Source organism: Micromonospora sp. NPDC003776, from assembly GCF_053605645.1.
On sequence record NZ_JBSGJR010000833.1, the window covers coordinates 1 to 2,152 of the forward strand.

The 2,152-nt window shown below is 74.0% G+C and carries 5 protein-coding genes and 1 pseudogene; 3 read left to right on the top strand and 3 right to left on the bottom strand.

Features of this window, described 5'->3' with window-relative positions; all coding sequences use genetic code 11:
* Window positions 1-254: pseudogene (locus tag ACWEVO_RS35450) on the bottom strand (hypothetical protein); the annotation flags it as partial.
* A gap of 121 nt (window positions 255-375) precedes the next feature.
* Here ACWEVO_RS35450 and ACWEVO_RS35455 point away from each other — a divergent pair.
* The 3 genes from ACWEVO_RS35455 to ACWEVO_RS35465 are packed head-to-tail and all read left to right on the top strand — an operon-like array spanning window position 376 to window position 1,579.
* Window positions 376-687: a DUF6158 family protein gene (locus ACWEVO_RS35455; protein WP_452311772.1), complete on the top strand. Its 312-nt coding sequence runs from the start codon at window positions 376-378 to the stop codon at window positions 685-687.
* Window positions 687-1,010: a hypothetical protein gene (locus ACWEVO_RS35460; protein ID WP_452311773.1), complete on the top strand. Its 324-nt coding sequence runs from the start codon at window positions 687-689 to the stop codon at window positions 1,008-1,010. The genes ACWEVO_RS35455 and ACWEVO_RS35460 overlap by 1 nt, the downstream gene beginning before the upstream one ends.
* Before the next feature lie 32 nt (window positions 1,011-1,042).
* Window positions 1,043-1,579: a DUF1360 domain-containing protein gene (locus ACWEVO_RS35465; RefSeq protein WP_452311774.1), complete on the top strand. Its 537-nt coding sequence runs from the start codon at window positions 1,043-1,045 to the stop codon at window positions 1,577-1,579.
* Between the two features lie 55 nt (window positions 1,580-1,634).
* Here ACWEVO_RS35465 and ACWEVO_RS35470 read toward each other — a convergent pair whose 3' ends face one another.
* Window positions 1,635-1,841, bottom strand: coding sequence for a hypothetical protein (locus tag ACWEVO_RS35470; protein ID WP_452311775.1), 207 nt, complete (start codon window positions 1,839-1,841; stop codon window positions 1,635-1,637).
* 35 nt (window positions 1,842-1,876) lie between these two features.
* Window positions 1,877-2,110: a hypothetical protein gene (locus tag ACWEVO_RS35475; RefSeq protein WP_452311776.1), complete on the bottom strand. Its 234-nt coding sequence runs from the start codon at window positions 2,108-2,110 to the stop codon at window positions 1,877-1,879.
* Window positions 2,111-2,152: the final 42 nt, after the last annotated feature.

The following is a 2,152-nucleotide window of genomic DNA, read 5'->3' on the forward strand; positions in this document are numbered from 1 at the left end:
GGCCCGGCGGCCGCCGGCGGCGCCGGGGCGACCGGCTGCTCGGGCCTGCCCCGCAGGGTGTGCCGCACCTCACGCCACCAGACGAAGACCACGAAGCCGGCGAAGACCGGCCACTCGATCGCGTATCCGAAGCTGAGCGTGTTGCCCCCGGCGGCCCGGGTGACCTGCCACCAGCCGAGCCCGAGAAAGCCCACGACCAGCACGACCATGGCCACGTGGCGCACGATCCACGCCGGTGTCCAGAGCCGCTTCATGCCATTGAGGGTACCGGGACCGGCGGCCGTCTCCGACGCGGTGTCGTAGGTCGAGGGGTTTGGTGGCACCCCCGCTGGGCATCCGTCTAGACGCCAGCCCGAACGAGACGAGGGGGCGACGATGACCGACTCAGTACGCCGTGACGCCAGCCCTGAGCAGCGGGTGACCGAGTGGGACGGCGACCACGCCCGGACCGACCCGGTCAGCGGCGACGTCGACGGCGAGCTGCTCGGCGTGGACCCGGCCGAGCTGGCCGACGAGGACCTGATCAGGGAGATGCACAGCCTGCACCGCACCCGGCTGGACACCCTGCGGCACGCCACCGATTCCGCGCTCGCCAACCACCTGCGCCGCACGGCCGAGCTGGAGACCGAGTACCTCGCCCGGCACCCCGGCCGCGAGGTCGACCCGAGCCGGCTGCGGGACGCCTGATGGGCAGCCACGCCGAGCGCGGCATGTCCGCGCCGCCCGAGGTGGTGTTCAACACCGCCACCGACCCCCACCGGGCCGCCGCCTGGCTGCCCGAACCGCTGCGGCGCACCGGTACGCAGCAGGTGGAGGTCGTCGACGCGGACGAGATGCGGGCCCGCTGGAGCTGCCGGGCCGAAGGCTGGACGGCCGACATCGACGTCGAGCCGGCCGACGCCGGTGGTGCCCGGGTACGGCTGGACCTCTCCGGCACCGATCACGGCATGGCCGACGAGATCCTGGCCAGCCTCGCCCGCGAGGTGGCCGACAACCTGACCGCCGGCTGAGCCGGCTCCGCGACGAGCACCGAGGAGGCCGGGTGACCGGGAGTGGCCTGAGGCAGAAAGTGGCGCGCCTGCGCCAGGCGTACGCGCCGCACGAGCAGCGGCCGCTGGAGGGCTACCTCAAGGCGATGGGCACGTACGCGGCGGTGACCGCGTCCCTGGTGGGCCTGGTCAAGGCGACCCGACGGCCCGTCCCGGAGCGGCCCTCGCCGAGCGACGTGCTGCTGCTCTGCGTGGCGACCCACAAGCTCAGCCGGCTGCTGTCCAAGGACGCCATCACCAGCCCGCTGCGCGCGCCGTTCACCCGCTACGACCACCCGATCGGCAGCGGCGAGGTGATGGAGCAGGTCCGGGATCAGGGCAGTCCCACCCGGCACGCCCTCGGCGAGCTGGTGAGCTGCCCGTTCTGCCTGGCGGTCTGGGTGGCCACCGGGCTGACCGGGGGCCTGGTCCTGGCCCCGCGGCTCACCCGGCTGGTCGCCACCGCGCTGACCGCGGTGGCCGCCTCCGACTTCCTCCAGATGGGGTACGCGGTGGCCCAGCGGGCGGCCGAGGGCGGGCACGAGGAGTGAGCAGACGACGAGGGGCCGGCGCGGTGAGCGCCGGCCCCTTCGTCGTTCGTGCCGCTCAGGTCGGGGAGGTGCCGTGGTTCTCGCCGGCCCAGCCGCGTGGCGCCTCCGGCTCGCGGCTCTCCTCGTCCTCGCCGGTGATGATGTCGTCGGCCACGGCGGTCTCCTCGTGCTCCCCGGCGAAGTCCGGGTCGCCGTTCGGATCCGGCGCGGACGGCGGGTCACCGAGCGCCTCGATGTGGTGTCGCTGCCCCTGGTCGCTCATCGCGCTGTCCTCTCCGTCGTGCCGTTCCGGTCCCCTCAGGCGACGGTCCCGCCGAGCAGGTCGGCCGCCTCGTCGGCCGCGTACTCGCCCTGCGGCAGCGCGGCGATCCGGGTGAGCAGCTCGGCCGGCAGTTCCGCGGCCACCGCGCGGCGGTAGATCTCCGCCTGGGTGACCCGTTCCTGGCCGTGGTAGATGTCGTCGAGCAGTTCGTCCAGCGGTCGGGTGTCCGGCTGGTCGGTCACGGGCGCGTCGTCGGTCACGACGATCAGCTACCCGGGCCCGAATCGGTCAAACGTCACGGGGCCCGGCCC

Excerpts from the sequence above, each read along its gene's own strand:
- ACWEVO_RS35470 (WP_452311775.1), bottom strand. The coding sequence starts at position 1,841 with ATGAGCGACCAGGGGCAGCGACACCACATCGAGGCGCTCGGTGACCCG.
- ACWEVO_RS35455 (WP_452311772.1), top strand. The coding sequence starts at position 376 with ATGACCGACTCAGTACGCCGTGACGCCAGCCCTGAGCAGCGGGTGACC.
- ACWEVO_RS35460 (WP_452311773.1), top strand. The coding sequence starts at position 687 with ATGGGCAGCCACGCCGAGCGCGGCATGTCCGCGCCGCCCGAGGTGGTG.